General features: G+C 62.7%; 14 protein-coding genes. 11 read left to right on the top strand and 3 right to left on the bottom strand.

The window, feature by feature from the left end; genetic code table 11:
• The first annotated feature begins 119 nt into the window (after window positions 1–119).
• From QMY55_RS18145 to QMY55_RS18110, 8 genes are all read left to right on the top strand, one after another.
• A complete protein-coding gene (locus QMY55_RS18145) occupies window positions 120–1,052 on the top strand; it encodes a LysR family transcriptional regulator (protein ID WP_283485547.1) in 933 nt (310 codons plus the stop codon).
• A 76-nt stretch (window positions 1,053–1,128) separates the two neighbouring features.
• Window positions 1,129–2,703 (top strand): ABC transporter ATP-binding protein, encoded by a 1,575-nt coding sequence (locus QMY55_RS18140; protein WP_283485546.1) that lies wholly within the window; start codon window positions 1,129–1,131, stop codon window positions 2,701–2,703.
• Entirely contained in the window at window positions 2,690–3,784 is a 1,095-nt protein-coding gene (locus QMY55_RS18135; RefSeq protein WP_283485545.1) for an ABC transporter permease, read from the top strand. Before QMY55_RS18140 ends, QMY55_RS18135 begins: the two co-directional genes overlap by 14 nt.
• Window positions 3,785–3,786: 2 nt before the next feature.
• Window positions 3,787–4,707 (top strand): ABC transporter permease, encoded by a 921-nt coding sequence (locus QMY55_RS18130; protein WP_283485544.1) that lies wholly within the window; start codon window positions 3,787–3,789, stop codon window positions 4,705–4,707.
• Window positions 4,708–4,762: 55 nt separating this feature from the next.
• The gene (locus tag QMY55_RS18125; RefSeq protein ID WP_283485543.1) at window positions 4,763–5,911 is read left to right on the top strand and encodes a BMP family ABC transporter substrate-binding protein; all 1,149 of its coding nucleotides are present in this window, start codon (window positions 4,763–4,765) and stop codon (window positions 5,909–5,911) included.
• 210 nt (window positions 5,912–6,121) lie between these two features.
• Complete coding sequence (locus tag QMY55_RS18120; protein WP_283485542.1) at window positions 6,122–7,279, top strand: BMP family ABC transporter substrate-binding protein; 1,158 nt, start codon at window positions 6,122–6,124, stop codon at window positions 7,277–7,279.
• A gap of 163 nt (window positions 7,280–7,442) precedes the next feature.
• On the top strand, window positions 7,443–8,417 hold the full coding sequence (locus tag QMY55_RS18115) for an aromatic ring-hydroxylating dioxygenase subunit alpha (RefSeq protein ID WP_283485541.1): 975 nt from the start codon (window positions 7,443–7,445) through the stop codon (window positions 8,415–8,417).
• A gap of 151 nt (window positions 8,418–8,568) precedes the next feature.
• Window positions 8,569–9,612, top strand: a complete 1,044-nt coding sequence (locus tag QMY55_RS18110; protein ID WP_283485540.1) for an adenosine deaminase — start codon at window positions 8,569–8,571, stop codon at window positions 9,610–9,612.
• A 104-nt stretch (window positions 9,613–9,716) separates the two neighbouring features.
• On the opposite strand, the gene QMY55_RS18105 is transcribed toward QMY55_RS18110, so the two are convergent.
• Complete coding sequence (locus tag QMY55_RS18105; RefSeq protein ID WP_283485539.1) at window positions 9,717–10,748, bottom strand: LacI family DNA-binding transcriptional regulator; 1,032 nt, start codon at window positions 10,746–10,748, stop codon at window positions 9,717–9,719.
• Window positions 10,749–11,034: 286 nt separating this feature from the next.
• Here QMY55_RS18105 and QMY55_RS18100 point away from each other — a divergent pair, with 286 nt between their 5' ends.
• From QMY55_RS18100 to QMY55_RS18090, 3 genes are read left to right on the top strand one after another with little or no spacing between them, the layout of a single operon-like run.
• Window positions 11,035–13,845, top strand: coding sequence for a xanthine dehydrogenase family protein molybdopterin-binding subunit (locus tag QMY55_RS18100; RefSeq protein WP_283485538.1), 2,811 nt, complete (start codon window positions 11,035–11,037; stop codon window positions 13,843–13,845).
• The gene (locus QMY55_RS18095) at window positions 13,845–14,414 is read left to right on the top strand and encodes a (2Fe-2S)-binding protein (protein WP_283485537.1); all 570 of its coding nucleotides are present in this window, start codon (window positions 13,845–13,847) and stop codon (window positions 14,412–14,414) included. The genes QMY55_RS18100 and QMY55_RS18095 overlap by 1 nt, the downstream gene beginning before the upstream one ends.
• Complete coding sequence (locus tag QMY55_RS18090) at window positions 14,407–15,705, top strand: cytochrome c (RefSeq protein ID WP_283485536.1); 1,299 nt, start codon at window positions 14,407–14,409, stop codon at window positions 15,703–15,705. The genes QMY55_RS18095 and QMY55_RS18090 overlap by 8 nt, the downstream gene beginning before the upstream one ends.
• 80 nt (window positions 15,706–15,785) lie before the next feature.
• Here the strand turns inward: QMY55_RS18090 and QMY55_RS18085 are convergent, their stop codons facing one another.
• Window positions 15,786–16,226 carry an HIT family protein gene (locus QMY55_RS18085; RefSeq protein WP_283485535.1) on the bottom strand — a complete coding sequence of 147 codons (441 nt, stop codon included), beginning with the start codon at window positions 16,224–16,226 and terminating at the stop codon, window positions 15,786–15,788.
• Between the two features lie 52 nt (window positions 16,227–16,278).
• A complete protein-coding gene (locus QMY55_RS18080; RefSeq protein ID WP_283485534.1) occupies window positions 16,279–17,520 on the bottom strand; it encodes an alpha-hydroxy acid oxidase in 1,242 nt (413 codons plus the stop codon).
• Window positions 17,521–17,620 lie beyond the last annotated feature (100 nt).

Below are 17,620 nucleotides of genomic sequence, written 5' to 3'. Positions count from 1 at the left end.
GATAAAGGGCAATCCCTTGGCTGCGCAAAGCTCCGGTCTCGGTTACGCTCGCAGCATTTTGTATACAAAACACACGACGGAGCTGCTCGGTGCCTGTTTGCACGGAGTGGCCGCAGCCTATGCGCGATCAGACTTTGTTCGACAGGATTGATTTGCACCTGATCCGGGTGCTGCACACGGTGCTGATCGAGCGCAGCGTGTCTCGTGCAGCACTACGCCTGGGCATGCACCAGCCTGCGGTGTCGGCCTCGCTGCGTCGTCTGAGGGAGCTGGCCGGAGACCCTTTGCTGGTGCGTTCCGGCACACAGATGCAGCCCACCGAGGTCGGGCTGCGCATGATGCAGCCCGCTGCCGATATCTTGCGGGCGGCCGAAGGCCTGTTCAGTGATGCACGCCAGTTTGATCCGAAAACGGCGACGCGCACCTTTGGCATCGCGGCCAGCGATTACCTCGACCCGCAGTTTCTGCCGCGTCTCATGGCCTATCTCAAGCAGCACGCGCCCAATTGTCCGGTGGATATTTTGCCGCTGAGTGCAGAGGCCCACTATGAAGAGCAACTGGCGCAAGGGGAGGTGGACGTGGTGATCGGCAACTGGCCGCAGCCACCTCAAGGCTTGCACATGGCCAAGCTGTTCGAAGACGAGGTGGTTTGCCTGGTCAGCCCCAAGCACCCGGCCGTGCGCCGAGGCTGGGATGTGGAGCAGTGGCTGCAATCCGAGCATATTGCTCCCACACCGGCCTATCCGGGGGCCTTGGGTGTCATTGACGAGCAGTTGGCCGGCATGGGACTGAGCCGCCAGGTCGCGGCGCGTTGTGCGCACTTCAGCCTGATTCCCGACATGGTGGCATCAAGCTTGCTAGTCATGACTTCAGGCCGCTTGTTCTGCGAGCGCTTTGCACAACGGCTGCAGCTGGCGATCCTGCCTTGTCCTGTGGAATTTCCGCCGCTGGTCTATTACCAGCTGTGGCACGCGCGTTCGCATGCGGGAGCAGCGACAAGGTGGCTTCGTGAGGGCGTGAGGAATGTGGCGTTAACGCTTCGAAATCAATAGCTTGTAAGGCAAGTCCATTCAACGCAGAGAGCCTGTTTGAGTCAATTTGTTATTGAAATTGAGAGACAATCCAGCGATGAATCCCCCCCCAACACACAACCCTTTGGCGGATGCGCCTGCGCGCTTGCAGCTGAAGGGTATTACCAAGCGATACCCAGCTGTCACAGCGAATGACAAGGTGTCGTTGAATGTGCGCCCTGGCGAGGTGCACGCCATTCTGGGTGAAAACGGCGCTGGTAAATCCACGCTGATGAAAATCATCTATGGCGCCGTCAAACCCGATGAAGGCGCCATTCTGGTCGATGGCAAGCCTGTGCAGGTGCGCAACCCCCAAGAGGCGCGGGCGCTGGGCATTGCCATGGTGTTTCAGCATTTCAGCCTGTTCGACACACTGACCGTGGCAGAAAACGTCTGGTTGGGCCTGGACAAGAGCATGCCGCTGGCGCAGGTCGTCGAACGTGTCGAAGCCACAGCCCGTGACTACGGGCTGGAAGTCGATGCTCACCGCCCGGTGCATACATTGTCCGTCGGAGAGATGCAGCGCGTGGAAATCATCCGCGCTCTGTTGACCAATCCGCGCGTGCTGATTCTGGATGAGCCCACCTCCGTGCTCACACCCCAGGCCGTGGAGAAGTTGTTTGTCGTGCTGCGCCGTCTGGCCGCCGAAGGTTGCTCCATTCTCTATATCAGCCACAAGCTGCATGAGATCCGCTCGCTGTGCACGGCCTGCACGGTGTTGCGTGGCGGTGTGGTGACCGGAGAGTGCAACCCTGCCAACGAGACCAATGCCTCGCTGTCACGCATGATGATTGGCTCCGAGCCACCAGAGCTGGAGCACCGCACGGCCCGCATCGGAGACGCGGTGCTGCGCGTGAACCAGCTGAGCCTCAGGAGCCAGGAGCCGTTCGGGGTGGATTTGCACGACATGAGTCTGCAGGTGCGTGCCGGTGAAGTGGTCGGTATTGCTGGTGTGTCCGGCAACGGTCAGAAAGAGCTGATGTACGCCCTGTCGGGCGAAGACACCCGCTCGGCACCAGAAATGGTGCAGGTGCTGGGCAAGGGCGTTGGCCGCATGGGGCCAGGGCGCCGCCGGGGCATGGGCCTGCACTTCGTACCGGAAGAGCGCCTGGGGCGCGGCGCCGTGCCCAGCATGGGCCTGGCCCACAATCTGCTGCTGACACGCAAGGATGCACTGGGCAAGGGCGGCTGGATTCGCATGGGCAAGCTGCATGCCCAGGCCAGGGACATCATCCGCCGCTTCAATGTGAAGGCCGGCGGCCCCGACTCCGCGGCTCAGTCGCTGTCGGGTGGCAATCTGCAGAAATTCATTGTGGGCCGTGAAATCGACGCCAAGCCGCGTCTGCTCATCATCTCTCAACCCACCTGGGGGGTGGATGTGGGAGCTGCTGCGCAGATCCGGGGCGAGATTTTGCAGCTGCGCGACCAGGGCTGCGCCGTGCTGGTGCTCAGCGAGGAGTTGGACGAGTTGTTTGAGATTTGTGACCGCCTGCATGTGGTGGCCAAGGGGCGTCTGAGCCCATCGGTGCAGCGTGCCGATGCCACGGTGCAGCAAATTGGTGAATGGATGAGTGGGCTGTGGGATGGGGCTGCCGTGCCAGCAATTGGGGGAGGTACGCATGCTCAAGCTTGAACAACGTCCGCAGGCGTCCAGGCTCTGGACTTATGGTTCGCCGGTGCTTGCGCTGCTGATCACGGTGTTGGTGGGGGTGGCTCTGTTTGCGCTGCTGGGCAAGGATCCGGTCAAAGGCCTGCAAGCCTTTTTCTGGGAGCCCATCAAATCCGGCTACGCCTTGGGCGAGGTGGCCATGAAGGCCACGCCACTGTTGTTGATCGCCCTGGGTCTGGCTGTGTGCTTTCGCTCCAATGTCTGGAATATTGGTGCGGAAGGCCAGTTCGTGATCGGTGCGGTGGCGGCGGGCGGTATCGCCTTGTTGGCCGACAAGACCACGGGCCCCTGGATTGTTCCTGCGATTTTGATCGCTGGCATGCTGGGCGGCATGGTGTGGGCGGGCATTGTGGCCTTGCTGCGCGATCGCTTCAATGCCAATGAAATTCTGGTCAGTCTGATGCTGGTCTATGTGGCCACACTGGTGCTGGGCTATCTGGTCTATGGTCCCTGGAAGGACCCCATGGGCTACAACTTCCCTCAAACGAAGAGCTTTGAGCGCGTCACGCAGATCCCTCGCCTGGTGCAAGGCATGCGCATGAATATCGGCGTGATCATTTCGCTGGTCGGTGCCGGTCTGCTGTGGACCTTTCTGTTCCGTACCCGCGCCGGTTTTGCGCTGCAGGTCGGTGGCCTGGCACCCGCTGCAGCACGTTATGCAGGCTTTTCCTCGCGCAAGGCCTTGTGGACTGCGCTGCTGATTTCGGGCGCTACAGCGGGTCTGGCCGGTGCGCTGGAAGTGGCGGGCCCTCTGGGTCAGCTCACGCCCTATGTGCCTGCGGGCTACGGCTTTGCCGCCATCATCGTGGCCTTTGTGGGCCGTCTGCACCCTGTGGGCATGATTTTCTCGGCCATTCTCATGAGCATGTTTTATATCGGTGGCGAGCTCGCGCAATCGCGCCTGGGGCTGCCCAAGGCACTGACCGGCGTCTTCCAGGGTCTGCTGCTGTTTGCGCTGCTGGCCTGTGACACGCTGGTGGCTTACCGCATCCGCTGGGTGGCGCAAAAAGCCGGCGCCGTTGTTTCTGCAGTGAAGGGAGCCTGAACATGGAATCCTATGCACTGCTTCTGGGGGCTACGCTCAGCGCTGGTACCGTGCTGGCGCTGGCGGCCCTGGGTCTGCTGATCAATGAAAAGTCCGGCATCGTTAACCTGGGGGCCGAGGGCATGATGCTCTGCGCCGCCATCGCCGGCTTTGCGGCCACGGTTCATTCGGGCAATACCTGGGTGGGCTTTGGCGCGGGCATGCTCGCGGGCGCCTTGCTGGCTGCCGTCTTCGGCGTGCTGGTGATCTGGCTCAACACCAACCAGTACGCCACGGGCCTGGCGCTATCGCTGTTCGGCGCGGGCTTCTCGGCCTTTGTCGGCCTGGGTTATGTGCAGGCCAAGCTTCCCGAGCTGCCCAAGTACGCGATTCCCGGCCTGTCCGAGCTGCCTGTGGTGGGGCAGGCGCTGTTCACGCTGCACCCGCTGGTCTACGGTGCAATCGTGCTGGCGGCGCTCATGGTCTGGTTCCTCTACCGCACGCGCGCCGGTCTGGTGTTGCGCGCCGTGGGCGAATCGCCTTCGTCGGCCCATGCTCTGGGCTATCCCGTGCGTCGCATCCGCCTGATGGCGGTGATGTTTGGCGGCGCCATGTGCGGTCTGGCCGGTGCCTTCATCTCGGTGGTCTACACGCCGCTGTGGGTGGAGAACATGGTGTCGGGCCGCGGCTGGATTGCGCTGGCGCTGACCACGTTTGCGACCTGGCGTCCGGCCCGTGTGCTGCTGGGCGCCTATCTGTTCGGCGGTGTGACCATGCTGCAGTTCCATCTGCAGGCCATTGGCGTGCAAGTTCCCAGCCAGATTCTGTCCATGCTGCCGTATCTGGCCACCATCGTGGTGCTGGTGCTCATATCACGTAACCCGACCTGGATTCGCGTGAACATGCCTGCCTCTTTGGGCAAACCTTTTTATCCTGGCTCTTGATGCGCCGTTATGGTGCAATCCGGTTTCCGTTTTTGAATTAGGGAGGACTTTTCCAATGACGACCCTGCGCAAGCGCGCTCTCATCAAGATGATCGGCCTGTCGGCCGTTGCCGTGGCCGTGTTGACTGCCTGTGGCAAGAAAGAGGAAGCTCCTGCGGCTCCTGCCAATGCCCCTGCAGCCGCAGCGCCTGCTGCCGACAAGCTCAAGGTCGGCTTCATGTATGTGAGCCCCATCGGTGACGGTGGCTGGACTTATCAGCATGAGCTGGGTCGCAAGGCCATTCAGGAAAAGTTCGGCGACAAGATCGAAACCTCCATGGTCGAGAGCGTGCCCGAGTCCGCAGATGCCGAGCGCGTGATGCGCGACATGATCTCCCAGGGCAACAAGCTGGTTTTTGCCACCAGCTTCGGCTATCAGGACTTTGTGCAGAAGGTTGCCGCCGATGCCAAGGACGTGAAGTTCGAGCATGCCACGGGTTACAAGACAGCCGACAACGCTGCCGTCTACGACACCAAGACTTTCGAAGGTGCTTACCTGGCCGGTATCGTGGCTGGTGCCATGACCAAGACCAAGACCGTGGGTGTGGTCGCTTCGGTGCCCATCCCCGAAGTGGTGCGCAACGTCAACAGCTTTGTGCTGGGCGCGCAGAGCGTGGACCCCTCGATCAAGGCCAAGGTGGTCTGGGTCAACGAATGGTTTGCTCCCCCCAAGGAATCCGAAGCCGCCACCAGCCTGATCAACGGTGGCGTGGACGTGATGTACCAGAACACCAACTCGCCTGCCGTGCTCAAGACGGCAGAGGAGCGCGGTGCCCGTGCCTTCGGCAAGGACGGCGACATGAGTGCCTTTGCACCCAAGGCCCATCTGGGCTCGGCCGTGATCGACTGGACGCCCTACTACACCAAGGTGGTGGAAGACATGCTGGCTGGCAAGTGGCAGACCGGCAACTACTGGTGGGGTGTGAAGGAGGGCGCCATCGACCTGAAGAAGATCGCCGACGACGTGCCCCAGGAAATCAAGGACAAGGTCGAGCAGGCCAAGGCCGGCATGAAGAATGGCTCGTTTGCCGTCTGGACAGGCCCCATCAAGGACAACACCGGCAAGGAAGTGCTGGAGGCCGGCAAGGTGGCCGATGATGCATGGCTGCGCGGCATCAACTTCTATGTGAACGGTATCGAGGGTACGGTCCCCGGCGCCAAATAAACACTGCGGAACGCTGCAAAGCGTTCACTCAAGGCCCTGCGGGGCCTTTTTGCTGGGCGCTGCATGGGCGCAACTGTCGTTTGATCGATACGCCATGCCCGTTGGCCCGGTTTGTGCATATATTCCCTGAAGGCGAGGGAAGGCTTGTAGCCGCTGTGCCACGCCAGACACGACTTCACCCATAGATCCATCTTTCACCAAGGAAAAACGATGACTGATTTGAACAAGCGTTCGCTGATCAAGGTAGCCGCACTGACGGCCGTGGCTGGCGCTGCGCTGGTCGGCTGCGGCAAGAAGGACGAGGCTCCGGCCCCTGCCGCTGCACCTGCCGCAGCCCCCGCTGCTGCTGCTGCAGAGCCGCTGAAGATTGCCTTTGCCTATGTCGGCCCCGTGGGCGATGGCGGCTACTCCTTTGCCCATGACCAGGCCCGCAAGGCGCTGGAAAAGGAGCTGGGTGACAAGATCAAGACCATGTATGTGGAAAGCGTGCCCGAAGGCGCCGATGCCGAACGTGTGCTGCGCGACATGGCCACGCAGGGCAACAAGCTGATTTTCGGCACCACCTTCGGTTACATGGACGTCATCCAGAAGCTGGCGCCCGATTTCCCCGATGTGAAGTGGGAACATGCCACGGGCTACAAGACCGCTGCCAATGCCAGCACCTACGATTTCCGCACCTATGAAGGTGCGTATCTGGCCGGCGTGATCGCCGGCGCCATGACCAAGTCCAACACGCTGGGCATTGTCGGCTCGGTGCCGATTCCCGAAGTGCTGCGCAACATCAACAGCTTCACGCTGGGCGCCCAGTCCATGAACCCCAAGATCACTACCAAGGTGGTCTGGGTCAACGAATGGTTCGCTCCCCCCAAGGAAACTGAAGCCGCGACCAGCCTGATCAATGGCGGCGCCGACATCCTGTTCCAGAACACCGACTCTCCTGCAGTGCTCAAGACTGCCGAAGAAAAGGGCAAGCGCGCCTTCGGCTGGGATTCGGACATGACCAGCTATGGTCCCAAGGCTCATCTGGCTTCGGCCATCTTCAATCCCACCGGCTATTACATCCAGACCGCCAAGGCTGTGCTTGACGGCAACTGGAAGAGCCAGCAATCCTGGTGGGGCGTGAAGGAGGGGGCCATCGATATCGTCTCCATGGCGGAAGACGTCCCTGCAGAAGCCAAGGCAAAGGTCGAGGAAGTGAAGAAGGGTCTGAAGGACGGTACATTCGCTATCTGGAAGGGCCCTATCCTGGGTCAGGACGGCAAGGAACTGCTGGCCGCCGACAAGGTGGCTGATGATGCATTCCTCAAAGGCATCAACTTCTACGTCAAGGGCGTGGAAGGCAAGATTCCCGGCGGCGACTCCAAGTAATCGCAGCGCCTGGTATCGTTGAAAAGGCCGCCGCCGGGTGGCCTTTTCCGCTTTCAGAACATCAATAGGACTGACGCAGACCAGGATGTGCCAAGGACCGCTGCCTTGAGGCCAGGCTCTTGCCCGAACCTGATTTGCGTAAGTCGCATCAACGAGTATCCCCATGACTGAACGTACCCTCTGGCACCCCGTAGCCCAAACCCAGGAGGTGGTCACTGCACCGTTGCCCGTACAACTGCTGGAGCAATCCCTGGTGCTGTGGCGCAATGCCGATGGACTGCTCCAGGCTTTTGTGGATCGCTGCCCCCACCGCGGCGCACGCCTTTCCATGGGGCGTGTGGAAAACGGCAAACTGGAGTGCCCTTATCACGGCTGGCAATTCGCCAGCGGCGGCCAGTGCGTGAAGGTTCCGGCCCTGCCTGACTTTGTGCCGCCTCCCTCGCAGTGCGTGAGGTCCTTTGAAGTGCAGGAGGCCTATGGTCTGGTCTGGGTGCGCCTGGAGGCTTCCGAAAGCCAGCTGCCGGCATTTGCCGCCGAGAGCGACTCCCATCTGCGCAAGGTCAACTGCGGACCCTACGATGTGGCCGCCAGCGCGCCGCGCATCATCGAGAACTTCCTGGACATGTCCCATTTCGGCTTTGTGCACGAGGGCTGGCTGGGCAGCCGCGATGCGACGGCCATTGCCACCTACGAGGTCGAGAAGACCGAAACCGGCGTGATTGCCACCGGCTGCAAGGCCGTGCAGCCACAGTCCAATCTGCACTCCACGCAGGCGGCGGAGGTCGAGTACACCTACGAGGTGACCGCACCGTACACCGCCGTGCTGACCAAGATTCCCGAAGAGGGCTCATCCAAGCAGGGCTGGCGCGAGCAGATCGGCCTGTTCATCTGCCCCGTCACGCCCGAAACCAGCCGTGTCTGGTTCCGCCTGGCTGTGGCAGACTTTGAATCCACCGACGAGCAACTGCGAAAATTCCAGCACACCATTTTTGTGCAGGATCAGCCCGTGCTGGAGTCGCAGCTGCCCAAGGCACTGCCGCTGGACCCGCGTGCCGAAATGCACTCGGCCGCGGACCGCATGTCCTCCGCCTACCGCCGTTTCCTCAAGGCCCAATGCATCACGTTTGGAGTCTGCTGAAATGTTTCCCCCTGAGCCGCTTCGCGTCTTCCCCCAGGGGACGACGGCCTTTGCTGGGGCAGCCCATGCTGCGGGGCGGCCCTGGCTGGCCGTCTCTCGCGTGGAGCGCGTCAGTTTCATGGGGTAGCTTGTCATGTCATGGAGAACTGAGATGAAACATCCCGTACCACTGATTGCTGCTGAATATCTGCCCGCGCTGCTGCAAGCCATGCCCAAGGCGGAGCTGCACATGCATATCGAGGGCTCGCTGGAGCCCGAGCTGATCTTCGCGCTGGCCGAGCGCAACAACGTGAAGCTGCCCTATGCCAGCGTGGAAGCGCTGCGCGCGGCCTATGCCTTCACCGATCTGCAGAGCTTTCTGGACATCTATTACGCGGGTGCCAGCGTGCTGCTGCATGAGCAGGATTTCTATGACATGGCCCGTGCCTACCTGGACCGCGCCGTGGCCGACAACGTGGTGCACACGGAAATCTTTTTCGATCCGCAAACCCATACCGAGCGCGGCGTGGCCATGGAAACCGTGATCAACGGCCTGTACCGTGCCTGCCGTGATGCGGAGATCGAGCAAGGCATCTCGGCCTCGCTGATCCTGAGCTTTCTGCGCCATTTGAGCGAGGAAAGCGCCATGCAGACGCTGGAGGCTGCGCTGCCTCTGCGCGACCGCTTTATCGGCGTGGGCCTGGACAGCAGCGAGCTGGGTAACCCGCCCGAGAAGTTCGCGCGCGTGTTTGCGCGCTGCAAGCAGCTGGGCTTGCACCTGGTGGCTCACGCCGGCGAGGAAGGCCCGCCCGCCTATATCTGGGGCGCGCTCGATGTGCTGGGCGTGGAGCGCATCGATCACGGCGTGCAGTCCGAAAAAGATGCGCAGCTGATGCAGCGTCTGGCCAAGGAGCAGATTCCGCTGACGGTCTGCCCGCTGTCCAACCTCAAGCTCTGCGTGGTCAAGGATCTGGCCGACCATAATCTGCCGCGCCTGCTGGCGGCCGGCCTCAAGGTCATGATCAACTCGGACGACCCGGCCTACTTTGGCGGCTATGTCAACGAGAACTACACCCAGCTGTTTGCCGCCACCGGCATGGGCGCTGCCGAGGCCTACCAGCTGGCACGCAACAGCCTGGAAGCAAGCTTTGTCAGCGAGGCGCAGAAGGCGCAGTGGATTGCCAAGCTCGATATCGTGTTTCAGCAGTTTGCCTGATATATGAGTAAAAAAGGGCTGTAGCCCAATCCCATCAAGCGCTGGAAGCTATTGAATAAATAGCTATCTGAGCTTTTCTTGCCAAACCTCGCTGCGGACTGCTCTCAGCGAGGCTTTCTTTGTGTGGAGCGGCGCAGCGCCAGGCTGGGCAAGGCGCTGGTGGTCATGCGCCGCTGGGTGTCGCCGCGCAGGTGCTCGAACAGTAAATCCACGGCTTGCTGCGCGACGCTTTCCAGATGCAGGTCCAGTGCCGTCAGCGGCGGCTCGCAGCTGCGCGCGCGCAGGCCGTCGTAGCGAGTGGCGACCATCAGATCTTCGGGAATGCGCAGGCCGGCCTCTTGCGCATAGTGAACGGCGCCCACGGCGAAGGCGTCCACCATCACCAGCAAGGCATCGAGCTGCGGATGCTCCTTAAGCAACTGGCGCGCCGCGGCATAGCCGCCGTCCTCGCCCAGCGATTCATCCTGGCGCAGCACCACCGGCTTCATGCCGTGACCCGCCGCCATGGCGGCATAGGCTTGTTCGGCCTGGGTATAGGAAGTTCGTTCGGACGTCCCGACGACCAGCGCAATCTGGCGCGCCCCGGAGGCCAGCATATGGGTCAGCAGCATCTGCGTGGCGGGGCCGGAGAGCAGATCAACATAAGGCACATCGACGGTGTCGCCACCCGGGCGGCCGATGGAGACCACGGGCAAGCCTTGCTGCAGGAGAGCGGCCAGTTGGGGGTCGCCCGCCTGCGGCTCGATCACCAGTGCGCCGTCGATATCCAGCAGATTGAGCGTGTTCTGCCCCGGCTTGTTGGGCGGCACCAGCGCCAGAACCAGGCCGCGCTCCAGCGCGGAAGAGGCGGCAACCGATGCCACTTCCATGAAGAACCCCAGGCGCGAAGGGCCGCCAGAGATCGTGGAGGGCATGGAGGACATCAGCGCAATCATGTTGGCGCCGCCCGAGCGCAGGCGCTGGGCATGGCGGTTCGGGCGGTAGCCCAGGCTGCGCGCGGCGTCTTCCACCTTGAGGCGTGTGGCAGGGTCCACCTGCCCACGCCCGTTGAGCGCGTGCGAGACCGTGGTGCGCGAAACACCAGCTTCTCTGGCCACATCGGTGATGGTGATGCGTGGGGCGGGGGAGTCAGCCATGGAAGTCCTAGAAGCCGCGGGCGGTCATTCCAGAGCGCGCAGCAAGTAATGCAAGAGTTTTTGTATACTTTACTTTGCCCAAATCGGTTTGGGTAATTTGTGTCTTGTCAGTTCTATGTATCTATGTGATTCCATGATTGGTATCCAAATCGATTTGTGGGCTGCTCAGGTCGCTTTCCCTGCAACGTGACGGCGAAGCCTGCCTACGGGTTCAAAGGCCTTCTTGCCGGAGCACGACGGGAACGAACAACCGTGACCGTAGTTGCTGCGGTCTGCTCACTGGAGAATGAACTTGCCCAAGTCGGATTTGAGCCGGCGCAGCTTTCTGAAGGCTGCCGCTGCGCTGGGGGTGATCGCAGGCGTGCGACCGCTGGAGATGGCCATGGCCAAAATGGTCGAACCCGCAACAGGCCAGGATGCTGGCTGGATCAACAACGGTCAGTTGCTGTATCGCCGCGACGGCATGGCCAAGGTCACGGGCCAGAAGCTGTTTGCCATCGACCTGCGTGCGCGCGACATGGCCGGCTGGCCCGAGAAGCAGTCCTATGCGCTGATGATCATGGCCCCGCGTGCCGACCGCATCTATGAAGGGCTGGACCTGTCCGTGCTGGGCAAGGACTTTGCTCCCGATGTGCTGGTGGACGCTGAGCGCGCCGAGGCCGATGGCGTGCGCATGCCCGAACCCGGTTTTTACGGCAGCTACTTCCTGAGCAAGGGCCAGGTCTCGCCCATGCTGGGCCAGCCCGTGGCGCTGGGCATCTGGCATGACTACGAGCGCTACCGCGAGGCCGTGCGCCTGTTGCGCTTCAATGAATCCATCTTCCTGTGGGGCGCTGCCGCCACGCCGCCCCAGCGCAAGCCCTATGTGGCCGCGCGCTATGTGCGCATGGGCGCTGACAAGCATGACGAGCCCGATCTGCATGCGCCGCTGATCAACGGCATCGTGCGCCCGCCGCTGACCGGCCCCGAGTGGCAGTGGCCCGGCGTGGACGATCCCAAGCATGGCAAGGCCATGCGGTATTCGGCCCAGATTCAGCAGCTGCTCAAGGAGCCGCCCGAAGGCCTCAAGGTCTTCTCGCGTGACTATCACAGCCAGTCCATGGAGCCCGCCGCGCTGGAGCCCGAAAACGGTCTGGCCTGGTACGAGCCTGCCAAGGGCGTGATGCACATGGTCGGCGCCACGCAAGCGCCTTATGCCACGGCCAGCCATATGGTGGGCATGGTCAAGGCCAGCAGCTTTGCGCTCAATGAAATGGACTATCTGAGCGCCTTTACTGTGGGCTATGGCCAGAAGGAGCACCACTCCTTCCCGTACTACGTGGCTCTGGCGGCGCTGTATGCCGAAGGCCGTCCCGTGCGTCTGGCACTGGACCGTTGGCAGCATTTCCAGTTCGCGCTCAAGCGCCACCCGTTTGATCTGAAGACCACGATTGCCGTGGACGCTGAAGGCCAGTTCCAGGCCTTCTCGGTGGACATGCGCGGCGACGGTGGCGGCACCATGAACTTCAGCCCCTCGGTGGGCACGCTGGGCGTGGCGTCTTCGCAGTCGGTCTACTACTTCCCCAAGAGCGATTTGGCAGTGTCGGTGGCGGCCAGTGCCGAAGTCACGGCCGGTTCGGTGCGCGGCTACGGCACGCTGCAGTCCATGGCGCCGACCGAAATGCTGGTCGATGAAATTGCCGAGCAGATCGGCATGGATGCGATTGCCCTGCGTCAGAAGAATATGCTGCGCACAGGCATGCGCAACACCCAGGGCGCCGTGCCTGCAGGCCAGTTGCGCATCGGCGAAATTCTGGCCCAGGCCGCCAAGGACCCGGTCTGGGTCAACCGCGCCAAGCGCAAGGCCGAGTACGAGGCCGCCAACCCCGGCATGCGTTACGGCGTGGGCTTTGCCTCGGTGCAAAAGAGCTTTGGCACGGCCGGTGAAGCGGCGCTGGCGCTGATCGAAATCTCGCCCGAGGGCAAGATCAAGATGAAGCACATCACGGCCGAGATTGGCTCCGGAACCAGCACCGCGCAGATGCTGGTGGCCCAGCCCTTCCTGGGCCGTCCCGTGGACGAAGTGGAATTTGCGGCACAGAAATGGCCCGAAATGCCTGTGCACACGCAGGAGCAACCCAACTCCACGCCCCAGGCCGATGAAGATCGGCAGTCGCAGGACCCGTACTGGGTGCCCAGCTTTACCTCGCCGCAGTCGGCCTCCAACTCGGCTTACTACTTCACCCACACTACGCGCCAGGCGGCCAAGCTGCTGCTGGCCCATGGTCTGTGGCCTGCGGCCCTGTCCATCTGGGGCAATCCGTTTGGCGGTCCGTTGCAAGGCATGCCCGTCACGCTGGATCAGGCCGAGTGGAAGGATGGCAAGCTGGTCGCCGGCGCCATGGAGCCCTTGAGCTTCGAGCGCCTGGCCGCGCGTGCCCATGAACTGGGCCTAGTGACCGGCGTCTGCGTCCACACCTTCAACCGCCGCTCCTGGGCCAGTGCCGAGTTCGAGCTGGGCGGCAAGCGCTTTGGCGCAGAGATCGACGCCCTGTCCGTGCGCTTTGGCAATGGCGCCGACGCTGCCAAGAAGGCCGCGATGGACAGCGCGGGCTATGCCTTCCAGCCACGCGTCAAGGTCAGCTACCCGCCGGTGTACCGCATGGCGGCGGGTGCGGTGTACTACGCGCCTTGCGCCACGCTGGTGGAGCTGGCCGTGTCCACGGGTACGGGCAAGGTGACTTTGCTGGGTCACAAGACCTGGCTGGAATGCGGCTCGCAAATCGTGCCCGAGCTGGTCTCAGGCCAGTTGCAGGGCGGCGTGGCCATGGGTATCGGCCACGCACTCTATGAAGAGCTGCCGCTGGGGCCCACCGGCCCCGGCAACGGCACCTGGAGCTTTAACCGCTACCACCTGCCGCGCGCCAGCGAGTTGGCAGTGTGGAAGGCCGAGGGTCATGTGCTGCCCCCGGTCTCACGCACCGATCCACCCAAGGGCATGGCCGAAGTGGTGATGATTCCCGTCGTCGCTGCCTGCGCCAACGCCGTGGCCCACGCCACCGGCAAGCGTTTCTATCAACTGCCGCTGAGCGCGCAACGAATCAAGAAGGCATTGTGATGCAGCAACGTATCCAGTTCTCCGCCACCATCAACGGCCAGAAAACCGGCCCGCACGAGCTGCCCCAGGACTTGATGATGATCGAGTTTCTGCAGGAATATCAGGGCTTGACCGGCACTCGTCTGGGCTGCGGCCAGGGCGTGTGCCGCGCCTGCACCATCATCGTGGACGAGCCCGGCAAGGGCCCGCACACCGTGCCCGCCTGTGTGACCGGCGTCAGCTGGCTCAACGGCAAAAGCATTCGCACCATCGAAGGCGCAGCCAGCACCGATGACACTGGCCAGATCACGGCCTCTGCCGTGCAAAAAGCGTTCCTCGAGCATTTCGCTTTCCAGTGCGGCTATTGCACACCGGGTTTTGTGAACTCGGCCACCGTGCTGATGGAGCAACTGCGCGCCAAGCCCGTGGATGCCAATGCCGTTGAAGAAGCCGTGGAAGCCGCGCTGGACAAGCATATCTGTCGCTGCACCGGCTATGTGCGCTACTACCACGCCGTGCGCGACCTGATTCTGGCCACGCCAGGCCTGACCACGGGCCAGCGCACGAGGGAGGTCAGCCGTCATGGATAAAGCTCAACGCAGCAAACTCACCAGGATCGCCGCAGGCATTGCCGCCGCGGCCGTGGTGGTGCTGGGCGGCATGTACATCGCGGGCAGTTCCAGCGGCAGCGTGCCTCCTGCCACGGTGGACTTTGCCAACATCGGCCCCGAGCAAAAGCAACAACTTTCCGACCGCGGCCTGCAAGTGTTTCGCGCTGCCGACTGCGCGGCCTGTCACAGTTCGCCCAGCACGGGCGCCGAGCTGGCCGGCGGCATGGCCATGGTCACGCCCATGGGCACCTTGTACGGCACGAATATCTCGCCCTCCAAGGAGCATGGCATAGGCAACTGGTCGGCCGACGACCTGTACCGCGCCGTGGCGCGCGGCATGGCACCGGGGCGCAAGAACCTCTACCCTGCCATGCCTTACGCCAGCTACCACGACATCACGCGCGCCGATGTGGATGCGCTCTGGGTCTGGCTGCAGTCTCAGCCTGCGGTGGAAGTGGCCAACCGCAAGCCGGATATGAATTTCCCGTTCAGCATCCGTCCCGGCCTTGCGCTGTGGAATGCGCTGGAGCGCCCTGCGGGTGAACCTGCCCCCGAGGCCGCCAACACGCTTGACCGCGGTGCCTATCTGGTCAACACCCTCGGTCACTGCGGCGAATGCCATACACCGCGCACCAGCAGCTTTGCCATGGACCTCAAGCAGTCGCTGGCGGGCAATGTGATCGAAGGCGCCTACGCCCCCGACCTGCGCCCCAAGGCCATGGCCAAGCGCGGCTGGAGCGAGCAGGACCTGGTGCAGTTTCTGCGCACCGGTCTCTCGCCCCAGGGCGTGATGACCATGGGCATGTTCCCCGTGCTCCAGCATTCGAGTGCGCATATGGCGGAGGACGACCTCAAGGCCATGGCCGCCTATCTGATGCAAGGTGAAAAGCCTGCGCCCAAGCAGCCGGTGGCTGAAGCGCCTCAGACCCAGGTCTCTGCCAATGGCGAGCGCGTCTATGTCGGCCTGTGCGCAGGCTGCCATGGCGTCGATGGTCAAGGCCAGCCACACTCCTCGCTGCGACTCGATACCAACACCACGGCCATGTTCCCCACGCCGCTGAATCTGGTGCGCGTGATCCGCGAAGGCCTGCCCGAGCGTGATCTGGCCCATGGCGAGCGCATGCAGGCCATGCCCGGCTTTGCCGATCAGCTCAGCCATGAAGACATGGCCGATCTGGTCAATTACATGCGCCTGCGTTGGGGCCGCCAAAAGGGTGATGTGACGCCGGCGCAAGTGGCCGATGTCATCAGGACTGCCGAATCCCACTAAAGCAGGGGTTTCAAGTAAAAAAGAGCTTCCAGCGCTTATCCATCAAGCGCTGGAAGCTCTTTTTTTAATAGTGATTCGATTTAAGCCAGCTCGGCCTTGATCTTCTCGGCCAGCTCGCCCAGCACAGCAAAGCCCGGTTCCTCGCGCTGCCAGACCACGGACAGACCGTCGCCTTCGAAGCGCGGCAGCACATGCAGGTGAAAGTGAAACACCGTCTGCCCCGCCGGCGCGCCATTGGCCTGGAAGATATTGATGCCGTCGGGATCGAAGGCCTTGTTCACGGCCTCGGCCACGCGCTGGGCCGTCTGCATCACGGCACCAGCTTCTTCCTGGGTCAGCTCCAGCAGATTGACGGCATGGCGCTTGCTGGCCACCAGCACATGGCCTCGCGTGGCCTGGCCTATGTCCATGAAGGCGATGGTCAAATCGTCCTCATAGACCTTGGCCGAGGGGATCTCCCCTTTGACGAGCTTGCAGAAAATGCACTCGCCAGGGGGCGAGTGGTCTACAAACATGGGCATGACGCTCTCCTTTTTTATGGTTCAAGCGTTCTATCTTAGAGGCTGAGCGGCTTCAGGCCCTGGTCGCGCGCAGGCAGTCGCGGGTGATCTCGGCCATGGATGTCGCGCCCAGCATGGCCATATTGCGGTCCACCTCGTCACGCAGCAAGGTGATGGCGTGATGAACGCCCTGCGCACCGCCCACGGCGGCGGCATACATGAAGGGGCGACCCAGAAACACCATGCGCGCGCCCAGGGCCACGGCCTTGAGCACATCGCTGCCGCGGCGAATGCCGCTGTCCATCATCACGGCCGTGCGGTGGCCCACGCGGTCCACCACATAGGGCAGCATCTGCAGCGGGGCAACCACGCCGTCGAGCTGACGGCCGCCGTGGTTGGAGACCACGATGCCTTGCGCGCCGATATCGGTGGCCATCACGGCATCGTCCTCGTTGAGGATGCCCTTGATGATGAGGTTGCCCTGCCAGCGCTGACGGATGCGCTCGATGTGCTTCCAGTTCAGGTGGTCGCGGCCCGTGGTGTCGCGGATGGCGGTGCCCGACAGCAAAGGCGCGCCGCGCGTGGCAAACGAGTTCTCGAAGTGCGGCATGCCGTGGTTGATCAGGGTGCGCAGCATGGTGCCCAGCATCCAGCGCGGGCGGATGATGCCGTCATAGGCCAGGCGCAGAGAGGGGCGCAGCGGCATCGAGAAGCCGGTGCGCACATTGTTTTCGCGGTTGGCCCAGACTGGGATGTCCACGGTGATCACCAGGGTGCCGAAGCCGGCGGCTGCTATGCGCTCTATCAGGCCGTCGATGCGTGTCGTGTCGCCGGGCAGATAGGCCTGGAACCAGGTCGATGGCGCGGCCTTGGCCACTTCCTCCATGGGGATGAGGGAGGTGCCGCTCATGATGGCGGGAATGCGGTTGGCAGCCGCCGTCTGCGCCAGCACCAGATCGCCGCGATAGGCCGAGATGGCGCTGATGCCCACGGGGGCCACGCCGAAGGGCGAGTCCCAGGTCTGGCCGAACAGCTCTACCTTCTGATGGCGTTGCGACACATCCACCATGACCCTGGAGCTGAAGCCGTATTGCCTGAAGCTGTCGCGGTTGGCCTGCAGCGAGACGCAGTCTTCGGCTGCGCCGGAGACATAGCCAAACAGAGGGCGGGGCAGGTGCTTGCGTGCGGCGGCCTCGAAGTCATGCAGCGAAAGAATGTTCTGCAGATGGCGGGGAAGCCCTGCGCGTTGGCCGTAGGCGGCTTGCGCTTTGGGGGCGGAGGCTGCGTTTGCAGCAGGGGCTTGTGACGATGCCATGGTAGGGCGCCTCAGGAGCGAAATTCAGGGGTTTAACTGGCTACGCCCCCGCACACTTGCGGTGCACGGGGGCGTGACAGAAACATCAGGTGTTCAAGGT

This window comes from Comamonas resistens, assembly GCF_030064165.1.
GTDB lineage: Bacteria > Pseudomonadota > Gammaproteobacteria > Burkholderiales > Burkholderiaceae_C > Comamonas > Comamonas resistens.
Note: the sequence above shows the minus strand (reverse complement) of the source record. Positions and strands in the feature narration are given on the sequence as shown.

Bases quoted from the DNA above. Each gene is read 5' to 3' on its own strand.
- QMY55_RS18145 (WP_283485547.1), top strand. From the start codon at position 120: ATGCGCGATCAGACTTTGTTCGACAGGATTGATTTGCACCTGATCCGG.
- QMY55_RS18140 (WP_283485546.1), top strand. From the start codon at position 1,129: ATGAATCCCCCCCCAACACACAACCCTTTGGCGGATGCGCCTGCGCGC.
- QMY55_RS18135 (WP_283485545.1), top strand. From the start codon at position 2,690: ATGCTCAAGCTTGAACAACGTCCGCAGGCGTCCAGGCTCTGGACTTAT.
- QMY55_RS18130 (WP_283485544.1), top strand. From the start codon at position 3,787: ATGGAATCCTATGCACTGCTTCTGGGGGCTACGCTCAGCGCTGGTACC.
- QMY55_RS18125 (WP_283485543.1), top strand. From the start codon at position 4,763: ATGACGACCCTGCGCAAGCGCGCTCTCATCAAGATGATCGGCCTGTCG.
- QMY55_RS18120 (WP_283485542.1), top strand. From the start codon at position 6,122: ATGACTGATTTGAACAAGCGTTCGCTGATCAAGGTAGCCGCACTGACG.
- QMY55_RS18115 (WP_283485541.1), top strand. From the start codon at position 7,443: ATGACTGAACGTACCCTCTGGCACCCCGTAGCCCAAACCCAGGAGGTG.
- QMY55_RS18110 (WP_283485540.1), top strand. From the start codon at position 8,569: ATGAAACATCCCGTACCACTGATTGCTGCTGAATATCTGCCCGCGCTG.
- QMY55_RS18105 (WP_283485539.1), bottom strand. From the start codon at position 10,748: ATGGCTGACTCCCCCGCCCCACGCATCACCATCACCGATGTGGCCAGA.
- QMY55_RS18100 (WP_283485538.1), top strand. From the start codon at position 11,035: ATGAACTTGCCCAAGTCGGATTTGAGCCGGCGCAGCTTTCTGAAGGCT.
- QMY55_RS18095 (WP_283485537.1), top strand. From the start codon at position 13,845: ATGCAGCAACGTATCCAGTTCTCCGCCACCATCAACGGCCAGAAAACC.
- QMY55_RS18090 (WP_283485536.1), top strand. From the start codon at position 14,407: ATGGATAAAGCTCAACGCAGCAAACTCACCAGGATCGCCGCAGGCATT.
- QMY55_RS18085 (WP_283485535.1), bottom strand. From the start codon at position 16,226: ATGCCCATGTTTGTAGACCACTCGCCCCCTGGCGAGTGCATTTTCTGC.
- QMY55_RS18080 (WP_283485534.1), bottom strand. From the start codon at position 17,520: ATGGCATCGTCACAAGCCCCTGCTGCAAACGCAGCCTCCGCCCCCAAA.